Origin of the sequence: Pandoraea sp. NPDC087047, from assembly GCF_044745225.1 — a bacterium.
GTDB lineage: Bacteria > Pseudomonadota > Gammaproteobacteria > Burkholderiales > Burkholderiaceae > Pandoraea.
Window position 1 is genome coordinate 38234 of record NZ_JBIUZU010000006.1, and the last position, 18549, is coordinate 56782.

The following is an 18549-nucleotide window of genomic DNA, read 5'->3' on the forward strand; positions in this document are numbered from 1 at the left end:
CGCCGCTTCGCTGGCCGCCAAAAGCAGAAAAGCCCCGGTGCGAACACACCGGGGCTTGATATTTACGACTCGCTCACGCTTTAGTCGTTGCTGCCCGAATACGGCACCATGCAGCGTTTGACGATATTTTCGTAGTCGCGCGGCAGGTTGCTGCCGGGGATTTCAACGTACTGCACACGCGCACCGAACCCGCCTTGCATGATGTCGACGTACGGGTTGTAGACGGCGTTGCCATCCTTATCCTGCGAGCGATACACACGCACGCGGTCCGCGCCCTGACGGGCATACGACGTCGAATCGACGTTCGGCGCCAGTTCGCGCCAGCCGTTGTAAATGCAATTGAGCACCATGAAACGATCGGCACTGGTTCCCTGATCGATCAGTCGTCCCGAAGCCGGATCGGGCCGGCTCATGCGGTTGATCGGGCCACATCCCGCCACCAAGCCGGCAAGCACTGCCACCGTCGCCATCAGCGCCACTCGCTTCATACTTCGACACCCTCAACTGAGCAAAAGATGGGCAATGTTACCCGGTTCGGCCCGCCGCCGCCATGAACACGGCCCACCAATGCGCCGTTAGCGCCCTTCACCGACTTACCGGCCTGCACCTCTCATGCGGCCAACGACAGCGTCGCGCCGCCGACCGCATGCAGGGCCGGACGTCTCGCGCCGCCCGGTGCCTGCCCTTCGTCGCCCAGCCGGAAGCGCGCCATCTCCTCGCGAAGCGCATTCGTCTGATCCTCCAGCGACGCCGCCGCTGCCGCCGCCTGCTCCACGAGCGCCGCGTTCTGCTGCGTGACGGTATCCATTTGCGTGACGGCCTGATTCACCTGCTCGATACCGCCGCTCTGCTCGTCGGAGGCCGCAGAGATCTCGCCCATGATGTCGGTCACGCGCTGCACGGCTTGCAGAATATCGTCCATCGTGCGCCCGGCTTCGCTCACCAGCGACGACCCGTCGGAGACCTTCTGCGCAGACGCCTCGATGAGCGCCTTGATCTCGCGCGCCGCCGTGGCACTGCGTTGCGCAAGCGTGCGCACTTCGCCCGCCACCACCGCAAAGCCCCGTCCCTGCTCACCCGCACGCGCGGCTTCGACCGCCGCGTTGAGCGCGAGAATGTTTGTCTGGAACGCAATGCCGTCGATCACGGCAATGATGTCCACGACCTGCGACGAACTCGCCGAGATGCCCTGCATCGTGTCGACCACACGCGCCACGACCTGACCGCCCCGCGCCGCAATATCCGAGGCATTGACGGCCAACTGGCTCGCTTGACGCGCGTTATCGGCATTCTGCTTGACGGTGGCCGTCAACTCTTCCATCGACGAGGCCGTCTCCTCGAGCGACGCCGCCTGCTGCTCCGTGCGCGCCGACAGATCGGTATTGCCTGCCGAGATTTCGGCGGTGGCCGTCGCCATGGCATCGCAACTGCGGCGCACCCCCCGAATCGTGTCCGCCAGACGCGACTGCATGGCCTCGAGCCCGCGCATGAGCATCGACATTTCGTCCTTGCCGCGCACATGCACCGGATTGTCGAGCTGGCCCGCCGAGATATGTTCGAAGTGCGCGAGCGCTTCGCCGAGCGGGCGCATGATCGCGCCGCGCAACGAGAAATAGCAGGCGATGGCCAGGAGCACGCCCAGCGCCGTCGCCCCGATGCTCAGCCAGCGAAACGCCATGAGTTCCGTCATCGACGCTTCGTACGTGTCGTGCCCGAGCTTCATCTTGTAGGTCGCCAGCGCGTCGCTCGCGGTGGTGAGCGTGGCGTAGTGCTTGGGCAGCACGTTCATCGTGAGCTCGTCCATCGCTGTGCGATCGCGGGCGTCGATGGCGGCGAGCATCGGATCCATGCCCTTGTCGAAGAACGTCGCACGGCTGGCCGCAACGTTATCCGCCAGCCGCTGCTCCTCGGCCCCGTGCGGCAGTGCCTGATACGTCGCCCATGCGGCGTTGGCGTCTTTGATCATGCTTCGCGCGCGAGCGGCCACCTTGTCGGCATCGGGCGATTCGGGATGCAACACCACGCGGTCGAGAATCGCACGGGTGCGTGCGAGCGTGGCGTTGTCTTTACCCAGCGCCACCGTGGCGGCCAGGTGATTGGCGTAAGTCTCGCGAAGCGCATCGCCGGTTCGCGTCATACCGGCCATGCCCAGCGCGCCCAACAGAATCAATAAAACAGCCAACAGCGCCATCGTCATGCCCAGGCGCGCCTTGATCGAAAAGCTCCGAAACATGCTGTCGTCTCCGTCTTCGTGGTGGGTATCTCACCCCTTGTCCGGCCTCTTTCGGGCCAGTGATACTTGTCACATCGGCGTATCGCACGCCAGACTTGAGCATCCTGCGGGTTTACGTGCCCACGCGCCAGGACTCGGGAGCGCGTCCGATTGATGCAAATCAACTGCCCCGCGCCCGATCCGGCACGTGCCCAGCGTCTCGCAGATCGAAACGAACGGCACCGCACGTGCGAAGCGTGAAAAGGCAACGAAAGACACGGAGAAACGACGCAATGCCACGTGTGACCGGGGTACCGGCGTGATCTTATTACGTTTTTTATATATTTAGACGATATATTCAAATCATGATCGAAGGACTCGAAAAACTGTTGGCCGCAGGCAAGGACAATGCCTTGCTGCGCTTTGGCCTCGGCAAGGCTTATCTGGATGCGCAGAACTTTGCAGTGGCCGCCGACCATCTGACCCATTGCGTGGCCTTCGACCCCGCTTACACGGCAGCGTGGAAGCTGCTGGGCAAGGCGCGTCAGGGCGCAGGCGACGTGGATGGCGCGCGCGACGCGTGGACACGCGGCATCGCCTCGGCGCAGGCGCATGGCGACCGGCAGGCCGAGAAGGAGATGACGGTTTTTCTCAAACGGCTGGGCTGAATTCGCACCGTGTGACCGCTCGGTTTCATTCCAGCGGCGTGTACGTCATGTGCGTGGTATCTTGCAGCTTGCCCTTTCGAGACGTTTTCAGACGCGCCCCCACAATGCCTACGCTCTCCACCTGGCTGGCCTTCGCCCTGGTCGCCATCGGTATGTCCCTGACGCCGGGACCCAACATGATGTACTTGGTCTCTCGCTCGCTGTGCCAGGGGCCGGCCGCTGGCTTGGTCTCGCTCGGCGGCGTGGCACTTGGTCTCGTTTTTTATATGGTGTGCGCGGCCTTCGGCCTCACCGCCCTGCTCTTCGCGGTGCCCTATGCGTACGATGTGCTGCGCTTCGGCGGTGCGATTTACCTGCTCTGGCTTGCATGGCAGGCGCTCAAGCCGGGGGGGCGTTCGCCGTTCGAGGTGCGTCCACTGGAGAAAGACAGTAACCATCGTCTGTTCCTGATGGGCCTGCTTACCTCTGCGCTCAATCCGAAAATTGCCATGATCTATCTGGCGCTGCTGCCTCAGTTCGTTCACCCGGAACACGGCAGCGTGCTAACCCAGTCGCTGGTACTGGGCACCACGCAGATCACCGCCAGCTTGGTGGTGAATGCGTCTGTCGTCCTGTCGGCAGGTACCATCTCCCGGTTTCTCGGCCAACGCCCGGCATGGCTGCGCATTCAGCGCTGGCTCATGGGCGGGGTGCTCGGCGCATTGGCGCTGCGCATGGCCACCGAAGCGCGTCGTTAAACTTTTGGCGAACGCCGGACGCGCTTGTCGCTCCAACTCCTCGCCGTTTGCCTCCCGGACGTACCTCCCATTTTTTTGGAGGGGGATACGCCGGGCGTGGCATACTGCTCCGATTTCGCCGCGCGGCGGGGATCCACGCAGCGCTAGGCCGGCCGGCCTGTTCCCATCCTGCATTCTTCGTTGGGTATGTCCTTGAAGCATTGTTTGCCGCCTCGTGCGCCGTCGCATCGCGCGCACCGTAACTCCCCCGTCATCACGCCCCAGGCGCCGTCAGCGCGCGCCGCCTCGCCTTGTGCTCCAGCCCGTTCCGGTCCTCACAGTCGCCAAGGCGGCTTCGGCACGCTCGCCGTGATCTTTGCCGCGTTGGCAGGGTTGGCCGTCGTCGTGGCCCTGCTCGTCGGCTACGCGCTGATCGTCATGCGCCCGAACCTGCCGCCGCTGGACGTCATCACCGATTACCGGCCCAAAGTGCCGCTGCGGGTGTACACGTCCGATAACGTGCTGATCGGCGAATTCGGCGAAGAGCGCCGCAGTCTGGTGACCATCGACCAGATTCCGGACGTCATGAAAAAGGCAGTTCTCGCGATCGAGGACTACCGCTTCTACGATCACGGCGGGGTCGACTTCATCGGCATTCTGCGTGCCGGGGTCTCGGACGTGCTGCACGGCGGCGCGGCGCAGGGCGCCAGTACGATCACCATGCAGGTCGCGCGTAACTTCTTCCTCTCGCGGGAGAAGACCGCCACCCGCAAGATTTACGAAATGCTGCTCGCGTACAAGATCGAGTCTGCGCTGTCCAAGGACAAGATTCTCGAGTTGTACATGAACCAGATTTATCTGGGGCAACGCGCGTACGGCTTCGCCAGCGCCGCCCGCATCTACTTCGGCAAGGATCTCAAGGACATCACGCTCGGCGAGGCCGCAATGCTTGCCGGGCTGCCCAAGGCACCGTCGGCCTACAATCCGATCGTCAATCCCAAGCGCGCGAAGATCCGTCAGGAATACATCCTCAAGCGCATGCTCGATCTGGGCTACATCTCACGCAACCAGTACGAAGACGCCCTGCATGAGCCGATTCGCACGCGCACGTCGGGCAACGAGTACAACGTGCATGCCGAGTACGTCGCCGAAATGGTGCGTCAGGCCGTGTACGACGAATACAAGGACGACGCCTACACGCGCGGCCTGAACGTCATCACGACGATCGACTCGAAGAAGCAGCAGGCGGCGTACGAAGCGGTTCGCATGGGGGTGCTCGATTACGAGCGCCGCCACAACTATCGTGGCCCGGAGGGTTACGTGGAGTTGCCCGCGGCCATGCCGGATCGTCAGCAACTGATCGAAGACACCCTGCTCGAACATCCAGATAACGGCGATCTCGTTGCCGCCGTGGTCGTGGCCGCCAGTTCGTCGCAAGTGACCGCGATTCCGCTGTCCGGAGACGCCGCCGTCATCAATGGCGACGGCATCGGCTTTGCCGCCCCGGCGCTCTCGCCCAAGGCGAGCGAAAAGCTGCGCATTCGGGCAGGCTCGATCATTCGCGTAATTAAGGACGTACGCGGCAAGTGGCGCATCTCGCAGTTGCCGGAAGTGCAAGGCTCGCTCGTCTCGCTCTCGCCGGACGACGGCGCCATCCGCGCCCTGGTCGGCGGCTTCGACTTCAACCAGAGCAAGTTCAACCGCGCGACGCAGGCCTGGCGTCAGCCGGGTTCGACCTTCAAACCGGTGGTGTACTCGGCGGCGATCGAGAAAGGCGTGAGCCCCGCCACCCTGGTGATGGACGGCCCGCTCAACCTGCCCCCCGCGCAAACCGGCGGTCAGGCGTGGGATCCGCACGACGACGACGCCTTCAGTGGTCCGATGACCGTGCGCGAAGGCCTGCAACGCTCGAAGAACCTAGTCGCGATTCGTCTGCTGCAATTTGCGGGGACGCAATACACACAGGATTACGCAACGCGCTTTGGCTTCGACGCCGACAAGCTGCCGCCCTACCTGCCGATGGCGCTGGGTGCCGGACAGACGACGCCACTGCAATTGGCCGGCGCCTATGCCGTCTTTGCGAACGGCGGTTATCGCGTCGCGCCGTATCTCATCAGCGAGATTCGCGATGCGCGTGGCAATGTGCTGAACAAGGCGACGCCGGTGGTCGCGGGCGTGAACGCCGCACGTGCGATTTCCGCGCCGAACGCGTACATCATGAACAGCCTGCTGCAAACGGTGGCGCAACGCGGCACCGGGTCGGGCACCAACGTGCTCAAGCGCACCGACATCGCGGGCAAGACCGGTACGACCAACGACGCCCTCGACGGCTGGTTCGCCGGCTATCAGCACTCGCTCGTCGCCGTGGCATGGCTCGGCTTCGATCAGCCGAAAACGCTGGGCAGCCGGGAGTTCGGCGCGCAATTGGCATTGCCGGTGTGGACCAAGTACATGGGCGTGGCGCTCAACGGCGTGCCGCAGCAGCAGATGGCGATGCCTGACGGCGTGAGCGTCGTGAATGGCGAGTTGTACGAGAGCGACAAACTGCCGGGCAACGGGTTTGTGGCGAGCATTGGTATCGACGACAATAGCGGCGGTTTCTCGCTGCCGTTCCTGGGCAACAACTCGCCGTCCCCCGCTGCCCCGCCGCCAGCCGCCGGCCAGCCGCCCTCGCCGGGTGGCACCGACGCCAGCGAAAAAGCTCGCATTCTCGACATGTTCAAACACCCGTGATCGTTGGCACGATGTCGGCCAGCGCTCGCTGGTGGACCTTGGCAGACGCCGACAACACCCCGAACGGCCACCTGACACGTGGCCGTTTTTGTTTCCGCACCGGGCAGACGGCGCGACGCCGAGCGCAAGAACGTACAAGCCCCCGCCCCGGCGAAAGCGCTATGCTCGGCACTCAGGCTCTCCCTTCCTTCACCTTCAGGAACGTCTTTCCATGCCGGTTCTGTCCCGCACGGCAAGTTTCGCTGCCGGTGCCCGCGACACGGTGCCGATGATCGTCGGTGCTGCGCCGTTCGGGCTGATCTTCGGCGCGTTGGTTGCGACCACGCCGATGGCGCCATGGCACGGCCAACTGATGTCGCTGAGCGTGTTTGCCGGGTCCAGCCAATTCATCGCCGCCGGACTCTTCGCGACCGGCGTGGGCTACGCCGTGCTGTGGGCCACGACATTGATCGTCAACCTGCGTCACATGCTGTACGCCGCAAACCTGCTACCGCACGTCAAGCATCTGAACCTGCGCTGGCGCGCGCTGCTGGGTTTCCTGCTCACGGACGAGACCTTTGCCGTGACGAGCAGTCACTTCCATCGTCACCCGGACGACCCGATGGGCCACTGGTACTTCCTCGGCTCAGGGCTGTCGATGTACGTGAACTGGCAACTGTGGACGCTCGCGGGCCTGCTGTTCGGCGCGGCGTTTCCCCGTCTGCAAACGCTCGGACTGGACTTCGCGATGGTCGCGACGTTCATTGCGATCATTGTGCCGCAGATGGCCCGCATGCCGTGGGCCGTGGCGACGGTGGTCGCCGGCACTACCGCCTATCTGTGTCAGGGGTTGCCGTACAAGCTCGGGCTGCTCGTGGCCGTGGCACTGGGCATCGCCGCGGGCATGCTGGCGCTGCATGCGAGGCGTCGCGACGGGGCGCGTCCGGCCTCCGGGGCGGCGCGCGACAATGCCACGGGTGACCGTGCCAATGCCGATACCAATGCCGATAAGCATGCAGAGGCAGATGCGGATGCCATCATGGCGAACGACCGTCCCGGCATGCGCTCGCAGAAAACGTCGGCGGGAGGTGCGCGATGAACTACGTCCTGGCGATTCTCGGCATGGCGACGGTGACGTTCGCGGTGAAAGCCAGCATCTTCGTGCTCGGCGATCGTGTGCGGTTTCCCGAGTGGCTGCGCGAGGCGCTGTCGTTCGTGCCGGTGACGGTACTCACCGCGATCATCGTGCCGATGACACTCGCCCCGCATGGCAACGGGCTCGAATTCACATGGCGTAACCCGCAACTCGTGGCGGCACTTGTCGCGATTGCCGTGTGCGCGGCGACGCGGCACCAGTTGCTCACCATCGGCGCCGGGCTGGCGGTCTTCTTCACGTGGCAACTGGGCGTATTGGGCTGACGATGCCCGCGTCACCCCGTGCACCGCCCAAGAAAAAAGCGCCTCGTGAGGCGCTTTTTTTCATGGCACGAGTCATGGCACGAGGTGCGATTCGCGACGCGTCAGACGCTCACCGTGCCGAGTGTCCCAGCGCGATAGGCGGCGACGAACGCATCGAAGTCGCCAACTTGCGTGCGTTCGAGTTCGGCTTGGGTGTCGAGCGACTTGCGAGCCAGCGTCTCGAAGTGTTCGATGACGCTCGCATCGAGCGGCATGTCGCGCAGCGTCTGCGCATGCCGTTTGCTCTGCGCCAGCGAGAACGCCTGAAACGCCCCGCCCTTCGTGCCACGCAACGGTTCGAGCTCGGCCATCACACGTGCCGACGGCGTCAGCGTCACGTCTTGCACCTTGGCGCGTTGGCGTGCCATCGAATGCGCGTAGTGGGCGCCACCCCGTTGTGCGTCGAACGCCGCGGCCGTGCGGTCAATGCGATCGAGCAGCGCTTCGGCCCAGTCGAACAGCGTGATCGCCTCGCCACCGCGATGCAGCACCAGCCCCGGCTTGCGGCCTTCCTTCACCACGTGAGCGAAGTTGTCGCGATTCTCGGCGTTCTCGGCATTCGAGCACGACGGGCTGTCTTCCAGCGCGCAGAACAGCAGGAACGCATCGATGAAGCGTGCCGTGTCGACATCGATCCCCACCGGCTCGAACGGGTCGATGTCGATGCAACGCACTTCGACGTATTGCACGCCACGGCGCGCAAGCGCCTGCACGGGACGCTCGCCACTGTACGTTACGCGCTTCGGGCGAATCGTCGCGTAGAACTCGTTCTCGATTTGCAACAGGTTGGTCGAGAGTTGAATCCACTCGCCGTCGCGCTTCGTGCCCAGCGCTTCGTAGGCCGGATGCGGCTGGCTGACGGCTTGCGTGAGCGCGTCGATGTAGCTCGGCAGGCAGTCGTAGCAGGGCGAGACTTCCGACTGCGCACTGTTCTGATAGCCGAGGTCGCTCATGCGCAGGCTGGTCGCGTACGGCAGGCCGAGCGTGCCTTCGTCGAAGGCGTCGAGTCCGTGATTGCGTCCGCGCAGGAACTCGGCGTGCAGCACCGGCGACGCGCCGAACAGATACATCAGCAGCCAGCTATAGCGACGGAAATTGCGAATCAGCGCGACATAGCGGGCCGACTGATAGTCGCGAGCGGAATCCTTCGAACCTTCGGCTTCACGCAGCAGTTCCCATACGGGCTCGGCCAGCGAGAAGTTGTAGTGAATGCCGGCAATGCACTGCATCGGCTTGCCGTAGCGCAGCGCAAGACCCCGGCGATAGACATGCTTGAGCATGCCGATGTGCGACGTGCCGTAGTCGGCAATCGGAATCACGTCTTCCGGCGGCAGCGCGGGCGGCATCGAATCGCTCCACAGCAGTTCCGCGCCGAGCTTGCGATAGGCGAACTGATGGATTTCGTCGAGACGGGCGATGACGTCGGCAGCGTCGCGCTGCGGCGGCGTGATGAATTCGAGCAGCGATTCGGAGTAATCGGTCGTGATTTCGTCGTTGGTCAGGGCCGAGCCGAGGGCATGCGGATGCGGCGTCAGCGCGAGGGCGCCGTTGCTTTCGACGCGCAACGTTTCGCGCTCGATGCCGGACAAGCCTTCGCCGAGCAGCGCTCGGTGCGCGGGTTGCATGATGAGCGCCAGACGCCGGTCGAGCAGCGCTTGAGCGTCATGACCTGCGTGTGCGGTGTGTTCGTTTTGACGATTCTGGTTTTCCAACTTCCATCCCTCTAATCAGGCGCGGTGCTCTCGCACGGCGCGAATTTGGCCTGAGCATAACTGAAAACGCCAAAGCGCGTCGGCCGCGACTCGCGGAGGGTATTTCAGGTGCTGCGCAGTTTGTGCTGCGTGCGAATTAAGCGATGAACGGGAGTGAATGCGCGATGAATGGCGATCATCGGGGACGATTGCACGGGGCCCTTCTCAAGGGGGCCATGATGTGCCGCGAGGTGCCGCCATGCCGCTCGATGTCTGTCGATGTGCCTCAGTGTGCGCCTGAGTCCGCCTGCGCGAATGCCGCATTGGCGAGCCGGCACCTCGCGTCGATACTGGCGTCATGATGAATACTCAATACCTCACCGACCTCCTCCCCCTGCTCGCCCTGGGGCTCGTGACCTTCCTGCTCGCCGGTTTCGTCAAGGGTGTGATCGGACTGGGCTTGCCGACGGTCGCCGTCGGTCTGCTGGGACTGGCCATGCCGACGGCCGAGGCTGCGGCGCTGCTCATCGTGCCGTCGCTCGTGACCAATGTCTGGCAGTTGCTGGCAGGGCCGCGTTTTGCCGCGTTGGCCAAACGTCTGTGGCCGATGCTGATCGGCATTTGCGCGGGCACTTGGGCTGGCGGCGGATGGCTGGCCAATGGTGGCAATTTCGGGGGCATGGCGTTGGGCATCGCGCTGCTCGCCTACGCGGTGCTTGGGCTCGCGGCGGTGCGTCTGCATGTGCCGAAAAGCTGGCCCAGCGCGTTCGTGGGGGCGCTCGGTGGCGTGATCGGCGTGATTACCGGATTGGTGACGGCCGCGACAGGCGTCTTCGTGATTCCCGCAGTGCCCTTCCTTCAGGCGCTCGATCTCGACAAGGACGATCTCGTGCAAGCGCTCGGCCTGTCCTTTACCGTATCGACGATTGCGCTGGCTGCCGGATTGGCACGTGATGGCATTTTCCACGGCCATGCGATCGGCGTTTCGCTGCTGGCGCTGGCCCCGGCGCTGGGCGGTATGTTCTTCGGACAGTGGGTGCGAAGCCGCGTGAGCGCACCCGTGTTTCGCCGGTGCTTCTTCGTCGGCCTCGCCATGCTGGGTGCCGAGCTGGTGATTCAGCACATGCGCTGAATCGCAGCCACTCACGCGCGCTCATCTCGCTTCACTTCGCTTCATTTAAGGTCGGCGAAGTCGACGTCCCAGAACTCCATCTCGCGGCGAGACTCCAGACTGCGCCCCTCTTCCGTGCGACGCAGCTCGACGCGCCGGATCTTGCCGGAAATGGTCTTCGGCAAATCGCAGAATTCGATGCGTCGAATGCGTTTGTACGGTGCAAGGTGATCGCGGCAGAAACGCAGAATGTCGAGCGCGAGCTTGTCGTCGGCCAAAAAGCCCGAACGCAGCGTGATGAACGCCTTCGGCACGGCAAGCCGCACCGGATCGGGACTCGCAACGACACCGGCCTCCGCCACGGCGGGGTGCTTGATAAGCTCACTCTCCAGCTCGAACGGGCTGATGCGATAGTCGGACGCCTTGAAGACATCGTCCGCGCGGCCGACATAAGTGAAGTAACCGCGGTCGTCGCGCATGGCGACATCACCGGTGTGATAGTAACCATCGCGCATGGCGTCGGCGGTTTTTTCGCTGTCGTCTTCATATCCTTGCATCAGGCCGGTCGGACGCGGCGAGAGCACGAGTGCGACCTCCCCCTCGTCGGCTTCGACGCCGTCGTGATCGAGCAGCACGACGCGATACCCCGGCATAGGCCGCCCCATCGCCCCCGCCTTGACGGCCTGCCCCGGCGAATTGCCGATCTGGCAGCAGGTTTCGGTCTGGCCGTAGCCGTCGCGAATCGTGATGTTCCAGGCACGCTTGACCTGATCGATCACTTCGGGATTGAGCGGCTCGCCTGCCCCGATCAGCTCGCGGAATTTCACCGGGTAGCGGGCGAGGTCTTCCTGAATCATCATGCGCCAGACCGTCGGCGGCGCGCACAACGTGGTCACGGCACAGCGCGCAGCCGTCTCCAATGCCGCGCGGGCGTCGAAGCGCGAAAAGTTGTAGATGAAGATGGTGGCCCCGGCATTCCACGGCGCGAAGAAGCAGCTCCATGCGTGCTTCGCCCATCCCGGTGAACTGATGTTCCAGTGGATATCGCCGGGCTGGAGACCAAGCCAGTACATGGTGGCGAGATGGCCGACGGGATAGCTCTGGTGCGTATGCAGCACGAGCTTCGGACGCGACGTCGTGCCCGAGGTGAAGTACAGCAGCAGCGGATCCGTCGCGAGCGTGGCGCCGTCCGGTGTGAATAGGTCGGGGGCGTCGTAGGCGGGTGCGAGCGGCGTCCATCCGTCGGGCGGGTTGTCGCCGACGGCGATGCGCCGGTAGTCGCCGGGGAGGGTGTCGAATTTGACGGCATCGCGCGAGGTCGTGACGACGTGACGCACCCGGCCGCGTTCGAGCCGGTCGGCGAGATCGCCGGCGGCGAGCAGGGTTGTCGCGGGAATCATCACGGCGCCAAGCTTCATGCAGGCGAGCATCAGATCCCAGAGCTCGACCTGATTGGGCAGCATGAGCAGGACGCGATCGCCGCGCGACACGCCCTGCTCGCGCAGGAAATTGGCAACGCGATTGGAGCGTGCCGACATTTCGGCAAATGACAGGCGCGCTTCGCGCCCGTCTTCCTCGACGACCCAGAGGGCGGGGTTGTCGTTGCCTTGGGCTTGCGGATCGAAGAAGTCCAGCGCCCAGTTGAACCGGGAGAGGACTGGCCAGCGGAAATCACGGTACGCCACGTCGTAGTGGGCGCGTTGCGCGAGCAGAAGATCGCGCGCATCGCCGAATCCCTGGGTGTGCGGCATCGCTTGTCTCCGAGCCCGGATGGGCAATGGATATAGGCAGAATTCCATTATCGTGAGCCCCCCCGAATACGACATTCGGGATAACCATCATGGGGGTAAATCACGAGGCGTAACAGCGATGGCGTGGCGCACGAAACGCGACCGAACGCCGTCAAACCATGCAATACGCGAAAAAGGGGAAACGAATCATGGGCTTGGTGCGGCCGCCGTGAGAAGAACAAAAAAAGACGCGTCTTGCGCGCACGCCCCCTTCCTTTTCCGCGAAAAGCTCTGCTATAATCGCGTTCTTTCGAGCGATGCATCTAGACGACGCATTTCTCACGGGGCGTAGCGCAGCCTGGTAGCGTACCTGCATGGGGTGCAGGTGGTCGGAGGTTCAAATCCTCTCGCCCCGACCAGAATAGAATAGAACCCGCACAGTCATTGGCTGTGCGGGTTTTTTCGTTTTGATGCTGCCAAGTGCATTTGCCGCCGCTTTCAACGCATTACCAGGCCGTTTTCGTGGCCAGTGGTGTCGTTGAATATCAGGTATGCTTCGGCATTCGTAACATCTCGCAACGCCATGACTTCGCCAGGCCGCACGGTTTGCTCAAGCGACTCGTGCAAAAGTCAGACCCCGTATCACCATGCTCTGCACTGCTTTGACCAATAACCCAGCACGACAGCGCCCAGAAGCGACACCGCCCGCATCGGCGCAAGAACAGGCCGTCACCCATCCTCCCGAATTGTCGGGTGTCGCCCCGGCACATTCTCGACCGCCCGCCGATGCCCATAAGCATGCCGTGGAGGCAAACACCACGCCCCATGCGTCGCGCCTGCATCGAGCGATCATTGGCGGCTCGGCCGTCGCAGCATTTGCCTTGGCCTTCATTTGGGTAACGTGGATCGAGCCGCAAGACTCGATACTCGAACGCCTGACCATCTCGATGATTCTCTCGGGCGGGGCATGCGTGCTCGTCTGGTACGTCAAGGCCATCATCAGTCAGCGCACTGCCAAACATCGCCAGCCCCCCAACCGGCAAAACCGGTAACGACTCACCACGCGTTGCGTCGGACAACCGGCGCAACATGCATTCGACTCGACACCCATCCTCAACGGGCAGACGCCCAAAGCGTAATGCCCCTCCGTCATCGCCATGGCGGCCCTGACCCGTATCAAAGCGCAACGCATGCCCTCGGGAAATGAGCTTTCGGGTGTGGCCTGAACGTGCCCGAATCATCAGCAGCGCTATCGACTTTCATACGGTGCAACACCGACGCCGTAGGCGCGAGACCAGCCCACGCCAGGCCTTCTTTTGGGGGATTGCCCAACTACAGCCTTGCGTAGGCCCGCTAGTATGCGTCAGGTCACTCAGAACGGGTGATCGTCATAAGAAATGCCTCTCATTTCGGAGATAACCATGTATCGAACAAGATCGGTGTTGGGCGCATTCTCTTTGTTTCTCGCAAGCAGCTCGGTTGCCTTGGCAGCCACCACGTCGTGTCCCGCAGTATCGAGCATCACCCAAACGCCCAGTGGCGACGGATTCGCCTATACCGCCAAAGTCGATGGCATCCAATGGAAGGGGGAGCACCCGAGAGCGACGAGCGACATGATCAAGGATCTGAAATTCGACGTCGCCTACCTTCTCGCCAAGCAAGGCATGGTGGCATGCGAGTACCGGGCAGATCCCAAGTTTGGCGGCGGCTTGCGTATGGTAGTGACCCGGGCCAAGTCCCTTCGAGCCAGCGACCAGTGGGCGCCCGAGACGCAACCCGGCGGCAACGTGCTGCCGCGCTGCTCGGCAGCCGACCCCACGCAGTGCCGCTTTGACATCGCGAAGTAATCGATGTCCTGACAGACACCGACGCAAAGCGCTCGTGAAAAACCCGCACAGTGTTGGCTGTGCGGGTTTTTTTATTCCACCAATTCCGGCTCCGGCGCTTTACGTGCGCCTTTGCGTGCCGGATGGTCCATGACCTTCCGGCAAACATAAGTGCGCACCGCGATGTCCTCTGCCCCGCTCTTCAGTTGATGCAGCGTCTGGGTCGAGATCACACTGAGACCGGATTCGCGCAGCGCCTCGAGAAATCTGACCTCGCCGAAATGGATTTCCACCATATCGACGCCATACGCAGTCTTCTTGAAATAGTGGTTGTCCGATGCGCCGACGACAACTTGTGTACGGTGAAATATCACGTACTTCGACGCCACACGAACCGACTCCCTGATGGCCACTTCGTATTCCGGTATATGCAGCAGGCAACAACCGGAAAGCGCCACATCGAACGCGCCGTCCGGGTACGACAGTTGAGTCGCGTCCTCGACATCGAACTGCACATCCCGATAGGTGTCCCGGGCCGACTCGATCAGCGCCTCGGAATAATCGCAGCCGACATAGCGCGCCTTGGGCTGCGCAATGGCGAACACTTCGGAGTAAAAGCCACTGGCACATCCGATATCGAGAATCGAGAAATCGGATCCGCTCAACGGCAACCCTTGCAAAGCGCTCACCATTACATCAAATACTTTGACCGGCTTGCCGCGTTTGAAGCGAGACAACTCGGCATCGACAATCTTGCGCTGACGTTTCGGGATGTCGTCATGCTTCCAGGCGTCGCGCAAATCGCCGGATACGTCGGAGAACTGATGCGCGGCAAGGCGCTCGACGCCCCCCTCTCCATGCTCCCCTCGAAACCACTTTTTCTTAATACTACTAAGCTTATTCTTTAAGCCAGGAAATCGATTAACCCACTCTCGCACTTGTTACCCTCAAACGTTGGAAACAAAATCACTCTTTGCCTTTTACCACAAGCACGTGAAATATTTCCAATTATTACAGGCGGGTCAAGTCTCCGGATCGTGGCAGGTGGCATTGCGAACGCTGCCTCGCGTGCGCCCAGCGTTGCCTCTACACGATGGCGTCAGTCACGCGTCTTGCGAGAGGTATTCACGCCCACGCTGTCAGCCACCCGCGCCAGCCGGATTTCGCACGCGCACACAGGCATCCCCGCGCTCGGCTTGCCACGTTTGCGCCCACGCCATCAACTCTGTCTCCGGCAGCGGCTTGCTCAGAAAGTACCCCTGCGCGAAATCGCATCCCAGCGCCCGCAGTTTCTCCAGCGTCACGGCGTCTTCGATGCCTTCCGCGACGATGCGAATCCCCATGCTGTGGCCCAGCGCGATGGTCGAGCGCACGATCAGCGTGTCGTTCTGCTCATGCGCCATGCCCTTCACGAACGACCGGTCGATCTTGATCTCCCCGACCGGCATGCGCTTCAGATAGGACAACGACGAATATCCCGTGCCGAAGTCGTCGATCGCGATATGCACCCCCATGCGGTGCAGACGCTCCATCGTGATCAGCGCCTGCTCGGGATCGTCCATCAGCGCGCTCTCGGTAATCTCCACGCACAACCAGTGCGGCGCCAGCGCGTGCTCGGTCATCACCCGCTTCAGATAGTCCGGCAAGTCCACATCCACCAGATCGCGCGCCGACAGGTTGATCGCCATGCCCAGCGTCACCCCGCGCGCCTGCCACGCGGCACACGTCGCAATCGCCTGGGCCGCCACCCAGCGCGAAATTACGCGGATGAACCCGGTGCGCTCCGCAAACGGAATGAACTCCGCCGGCGGCACGACGCCGCGCTTCGGATGCCGCCATCGCACCAACGCCTCCACACGAACCGCGCGACCGTCCGACAAATCCACTTGCGGCTGGTAGCAGAGATACAGGCCGCCGTGTTCGATGGCGTGCCGCAAGTCGCTCATCAGCGACAAACGATCGCGGTCCCGGCTCTCGGTATCCGGCTCATAGACCGCGACGCCCAGATTCGAGCGCTTCGCGACGTACATCGCCAGATCGGCACGCCGCAACAACGTATGCATATCCGAGCCGTGATCCGGGTAGACGGCAATGCCGAAGCTCGCGCCGACGTCTACGGTCTGACCATCCACAACGATCGGCTCATCGAGCGCACTCGCCAGCCGCGTCGCCCATTGCTGCGCCGTCGCCTGATCGCCCCCGCGCACGAGAATCGCAAACTCGTCGCCGCCCAGACGCGCCACCATATACCCCGAATCCTTCAACCCCGTGCTCAGACGGTGCCCCGCCTCCCACAGCAGGTGATCGCCCACGTGGTGCCCCAGCGTGTCGTTCACCTCCTTGAAGCGATCCATGTCCATCAGAATGACGGCGAACGGCGCGCCACCGCGGTAGGCATCGGTAATGGCAGACTGCATCCGGTCGCTGAACGCCGCGCGATTCGGCAGCTTCGTCAACGTATCGACGTAAGCCAGTTCGGTGATGCGCTCTTCACGCTCGGCAATCGCGTTGCGCATCAATGCGAACGCCCGCGCCAGATCGCCGGTTTCGTCGCGACGCCGCACGTCGATGGCCGCCGCGTAGTCGCCTTTCCCGATGCGTCGCGCGAGATCGACGAACGCCGCCAGCGGACGCGTCACGCTTCGCGCAATCAGCGCCGCGCCCAGCACCGAAATCACGATGCCGCCCAACGTCAGCCAAAGCAGCGTCGAGCGCAACTGACGAAACGGCCCTGCCGCCTCGGTCAACGAGCGTTGCAGCACCGCGACGACGGGACCGTGCGTGCCCGAGAGGTTGACGACCTTGAGCGCATACCCGCCGAGATGCGACGTCGCCGAGCCGCCCGTCACCCGAACGCCATCGTTCGCCAGCGCGTGCTGCAATTCGGCGCGCTCGGCCGCCGGCAACGAACTCGCCACCACCTCCCATCGCCCCTGTTTGGACGACTCGTCCCGGTGCACCAGCGAGACTTGAAGACCGGAGAGCTCGTGCATGTCCCGCGCGAAGGCGTCGTCGAGCGAAAAGCCCATCGTCACCCAGCCGATGACCAGCGGCGCCCTGACCGGCACGCTCACCCACTCGTAAGCACGTGTGCCGAGCATGCCGATCACGGAGACGGAAGTCCCCGAGGCGGATCGCAACTGGCCGCGTGCGGTGCCCGGCAGCATCGGGTCGCGCCCGTCGCCGCGCACGTCCCAGGCGTGCGAGATGCCGGGAATATCCGCAATGCCCGACGTGCGCGAATCCGCAAGCACCGCACCGTTCAGATCGACGAGCAACGCGACATCGGCATGCACGCGCTCGCGCACATTCTCCAGCGCGGAGTGCATCGTCACGGGATCGTGCAAGGCCACCGCCTCGCGAAACCCGAAGTCTGCCGTGACGACCTGCGCGACCTGTGTGAGCTCGTCTGCCTTGGTCTGGAGCGCGCGGCAAAACACCCGTTGGCCGACGGTGAGCTGCTCGTCCACCTGCGCCGATGAGGCGTCGTTGAGCGCGCGGCTCGCCGTCACCTGCATGACGGCAAGCACCACCAGAATCAGCGCGACGAACACCAGCGTGATCTTCGTGCGCAGGCGATACCACCCGAGGCTCGCCCATTTGCCACGGAGATTCGGAAAGACGGGGAAAAACGTCACGCCTCACCCCCCATGCAACGGCAACGTGAGAAGGAGTGGCTGGGTCGATGGTGCCGATGGAGCCGTGGATGCCGAGGCCTCGCCCGGCGAGCGGAAGGTGCCGACGACCACCGCCGGCGCGTTGCCCAAACGCGGATGCCACACGGCAATGCGATACCGGCCAGCCGGCAGTCGCGGCAGCTCCCCATGCCCGTTGGCACCGGTCTTCGCGAAGTACGGCGTATCCACGACCACCACGTACGCAATCATCATGTCGTGGATGTTGCAACCGATGGTCACCACGCCCGGCTTGTCGAACACCACCTGCCTGGACCGCCCGCGATAGAGTTTCAACTCGAAGCGCTTGGCCTCGGAGAGGGAGTAGACGTCGTGTGCGATGTCGTCGCGATTCGGGAAGTCGACGGCCGCGCCCTTCTGCACGACCGTGACCAGTGGCATGAACATCTTGTGGTTCTGCACGATGGAGGCAGGCGCCGCACGCGTGACGGGCGCGCCGGCGTCTTCCGGCGTGAGATAGACGACGGCGTCACCCAGCGCGGCACCGGTGCTGTCGTGCACTTGAAAGTCCCGAGCATGGGCGATGGCGCCAAATGCGGCCAACGCCAATGCCACCAGGCGGCCTCCCCACAGGGCCGGGCGCGACGGCAGACGTCTTCTTGCGGTCATGATTTTTACTGTTTAAAACGCGCCTTTCTTTGTCTGCCGATGCGGCGCGCACGGCTCGGCCATCCCTTCATCACGACGCAAGCCATCGAACGATTCCTACACATTGCCGAGCGCTTCGCCG

The 18549-nt window shown here is 63.3% G+C and carries 14 protein-coding genes, 1 tRNA gene and 1 pseudogene; 9 read left to right on the forward strand and 7 right to left on the reverse strand.

All coding sequences use genetic code 11. From position 1 onward, the window contains the following. Positions 1-80: 80 nt before the first annotated feature. Complete coding sequence (locus ACIPHM_RS12665) at positions 81-488, reverse strand: hypothetical protein (protein WP_400328326.1); 408 nt, start codon at positions 486-488, stop codon at positions 81-83. Between the two features lie 122 nt (positions 489-610). After that, complete coding sequence (locus tag ACIPHM_RS12670) at positions 611-2233, reverse strand: methyl-accepting chemotaxis protein (RefSeq protein WP_400328327.1); 1623 nt, start codon at positions 2231-2233, stop codon at positions 611-613. Positions 2234-2577: 344 nt separating this feature from the next. On the opposite strand from ACIPHM_RS12670, the gene ACIPHM_RS12675 reads away from it, so the two are divergent. The 5 genes and pseudogenes from ACIPHM_RS12675 to ACIPHM_RS12695 all read left to right on the forward strand — a co-directional run bounded on the left by ACIPHM_RS12675 (position 2578) and on the right by ACIPHM_RS12695 (position 7727). Further along, on the forward strand, positions 2578-2880 hold the full coding sequence (locus ACIPHM_RS12675) for a hypothetical protein (RefSeq protein WP_400328329.1): 303 nt from the start codon (positions 2578-2580) through the stop codon (positions 2878-2880). A 104-nt stretch (positions 2881-2984) separates the two neighbouring features. Beyond that, on the forward strand, positions 2985-3617 hold the full coding sequence (locus ACIPHM_RS12680) for a LysE family translocator (RefSeq protein ID WP_400328330.1): 633 nt from the start codon (positions 2985-2987) through the stop codon (positions 3615-3617). Positions 3618-3803: 186 nt separating this feature from the next. Beyond that, the gene (locus tag ACIPHM_RS12685) at positions 3804-6329 is read left to right on the forward strand and encodes a penicillin-binding protein 1A (RefSeq protein WP_400328331.1); all 2526 of its coding nucleotides are present in this window, start codon (positions 3804-3806) and stop codon (positions 6327-6329) included. Positions 6330-6540: 211 nt separating this feature from the next. After that, positions 6541-7251 (forward strand): annotated as a pseudogene (locus tag ACIPHM_RS12690) (AzlC family ABC transporter permease); the annotation flags it as partial. Between the two features lie 152 nt (positions 7252-7403). After that, a complete protein-coding gene (locus ACIPHM_RS12695) occupies positions 7404-7727 on the forward strand; it encodes an AzlD domain-containing protein (RefSeq protein ID WP_400328332.1) in 324 nt (107 codons plus the stop codon). A 101-nt stretch (positions 7728-7828) separates the two neighbouring features. Here the strand turns inward: ACIPHM_RS12695 and gshA are convergent, their stop codons facing one another. Continuing rightward, positions 7829-9478, reverse strand: coding sequence for a glutamate--cysteine ligase (gshA, locus tag ACIPHM_RS12700; protein ID WP_400328334.1), 1650 nt, complete (start codon positions 9476-9478; stop codon positions 7829-7831). A 337-nt stretch (positions 9479-9815) separates the two neighbouring features. Here gshA and ACIPHM_RS12705 point away from each other — a divergent pair, with 337 nt between their 5' ends. Beyond that, positions 9816-10589, forward strand: coding sequence for a sulfite exporter TauE/SafE family protein (locus ACIPHM_RS12705; RefSeq protein ID WP_400328336.1), 774 nt, complete (start codon positions 9816-9818; stop codon positions 10587-10589). Positions 10590-10630: 41 nt separating this feature from the next. Here ACIPHM_RS12705 and ACIPHM_RS12710 read toward each other — a convergent pair whose 3' ends face one another. Then, the gene (locus tag ACIPHM_RS12710) at positions 10631-12319 is read right to left on the reverse strand and encodes an AMP-binding protein (protein ID WP_400328337.1); all 1689 of its coding nucleotides are present in this window, start codon (positions 12317-12319) and stop codon (positions 10631-10633) included. Between the two features lie 321 nt (positions 12320-12640). On the opposite strand from ACIPHM_RS12710, the gene ACIPHM_RS12715 reads away from it, so the two are divergent. The 3 genes from ACIPHM_RS12715 to ACIPHM_RS12725 all read left to right on the forward strand — a co-directional run bounded on the left by ACIPHM_RS12715 (position 12641) and on the right by ACIPHM_RS12725 (position 14145). Next, a tRNA-Pro gene (locus tag ACIPHM_RS12715) sits at positions 12641-12717 on the forward strand. A gap of 228 nt (positions 12718-12945) precedes the next feature. After that, complete coding sequence (locus ACIPHM_RS12720) at positions 12946-13350, forward strand: hypothetical protein (protein ID WP_400328339.1); 405 nt, start codon at positions 12946-12948, stop codon at positions 13348-13350. 369 nt (positions 13351-13719) lie between these two features. After that, positions 13720-14145, forward strand: coding sequence for a hypothetical protein (locus ACIPHM_RS12725; RefSeq protein WP_400328340.1), 426 nt, complete (start codon positions 13720-13722; stop codon positions 14143-14145). A 71-nt stretch (positions 14146-14216) separates the two neighbouring features. Here the strand turns inward: ACIPHM_RS12725 and ACIPHM_RS12730 are convergent, their stop codons facing one another. The 3 genes from ACIPHM_RS12730 to ACIPHM_RS12740 form a co-directional block, all read right to left on the reverse strand. Beyond that, entirely contained in the window at positions 14217-15062 is an 846-nt protein-coding gene (locus ACIPHM_RS12730; RefSeq protein ID WP_400328342.1) for a class I SAM-dependent methyltransferase, read from the reverse strand. Positions 15063-15263: 201 nt separating this feature from the next. Beyond that, positions 15264-17762: a putative bifunctional diguanylate cyclase/phosphodiesterase gene (locus ACIPHM_RS12735; protein WP_400328344.1), complete on the reverse strand. Its 2499-nt coding sequence runs from the start codon at positions 17760-17762 to the stop codon at positions 15264-15266. A gap of 3 nt (positions 17763-17765) precedes the next feature. Then, positions 17766-18428 carry a methylamine utilization protein gene (locus tag ACIPHM_RS12740; protein WP_400328346.1) on the reverse strand — a complete coding sequence of 221 codons (663 nt, stop codon included), beginning with the start codon at positions 18426-18428 and terminating at the stop codon, positions 17766-17768. Positions 18429-18549 lie beyond the last annotated feature (121 nt).

Bases quoted from the DNA above. Each gene is read 5' to 3' on its own strand.
- ACIPHM_RS12665 (WP_400328326.1), bottom strand. From the start codon at position 488: ATGAAGCGAGTGGCGCTGATGGCGACGGTGGCAGTGCTTGCCGGCTTG.
- ACIPHM_RS12670 (WP_400328327.1), bottom strand. From the start codon at position 2,233: ATGTTTCGGAGCTTTTCGATCAAGGCGCGCCTGGGCATGACGATGGCG.
- ACIPHM_RS12675 (WP_400328329.1), top strand. From the start codon at position 2,578: ATGATCGAAGGACTCGAAAAACTGTTGGCCGCAGGCAAGGACAATGCC.
- ACIPHM_RS12680 (WP_400328330.1), top strand. From the start codon at position 2,985: ATGCCTACGCTCTCCACCTGGCTGGCCTTCGCCCTGGTCGCCATCGGT.
- ACIPHM_RS12685 (WP_400328331.1), top strand. From the start codon at position 3,804: ATGTCCTTGAAGCATTGTTTGCCGCCTCGTGCGCCGTCGCATCGCGCG.
- ACIPHM_RS12695 (WP_400328332.1), top strand. From the start codon at position 7,404: ATGAACTACGTCCTGGCGATTCTCGGCATGGCGACGGTGACGTTCGCG.
- ACIPHM_RS12705 (WP_400328336.1), top strand. From the start codon at position 9,816: ATGATGAATACTCAATACCTCACCGACCTCCTCCCCCTGCTCGCCCTG.
- ACIPHM_RS12710 (WP_400328337.1), bottom strand. From the start codon at position 12,319: ATGCCGCACACCCAGGGATTCGGCGATGCGCGCGATCTTCTGCTCGCG.
- ACIPHM_RS12720 (WP_400328339.1), top strand. From the start codon at position 12,946: ATGCTCTGCACTGCTTTGACCAATAACCCAGCACGACAGCGCCCAGAA.
- ACIPHM_RS12725 (WP_400328340.1), top strand. From the start codon at position 13,720: ATGTATCGAACAAGATCGGTGTTGGGCGCATTCTCTTTGTTTCTCGCA.
- ACIPHM_RS12740 (WP_400328346.1), bottom strand. From the start codon at position 18,428: ATGACCGCAAGAAGACGTCTGCCGTCGCGCCCGGCCCTGTGGGGAGGC.